Source organism: Neisseria sp. P0021.S006, from assembly GCF_051956895.1.
Genome location: NZ_JBQCWZ010000927.1, coordinates 1 through 576 on the forward strand (window position 1 = coordinate 1; position 576 = coordinate 576).

General features: G+C 51.4%; 1 protein-coding gene. It reads left to right on the forward strand.

What is annotated here, in order from left to right:
- A partial coding sequence (gene mobA / locus ACTHUM_RS17945; RefSeq protein WP_440403682.1) for a molybdenum cofactor guanylyltransferase occupies positions 1-495 on the forward strand: 495 nt, incomplete at its 5' end.
- Between the last annotated feature and the right edge of the window lie 81 nt (positions 496-576).

The window sequence follows — 576 nt, forward strand, 5'->3', positions numbered from 1 at the left end:
GCCTTGATAGATCATGTTATCGAAAAAATCCGCCCCCAAGTCAGCCACATCGCCATCAGTGCCAACCGCAACCTTGAATCTTACGCCCAACGCAGCGCGCACGTTTTCTCTGATGCGCGCCAATGGCAGCATTACGGCCCTTTAGCCGCTTTGTGTACAGCCGCCAACGATTTGCAAATTGCCACTGCCGATTGGCTGCTTATCGTATCCTGCGATATGCCGCGTTTGCCGGAAAACTTGGTTTCCCAATTTGAAACCATCGCGCGGCGCACGCCATTGTGCAATGCGTTTTATGTGGAGACCTCTGCCAGGCCGCATTACAGCGTGATGTTTATCCGGCCGCAAATCCTGCAAAGCACCGTGCCATACCTTTATTCCGGAATGCGCAGCATCCGCGGCTGGCTGCAGCAACAGCGCGCGCGAGTTGTCCATTTCCCTCATGAGCAGGATTTTATCAGCTACAACACGGAAAACGATTTGGCTCAGCCTTTGTAGTTGGGTCGGTGAGGGGGCTAATGTTCAGGTAGGGATATGCTAACTTGATGATTATTTAGTATCTTTCAATAGGTAATAACT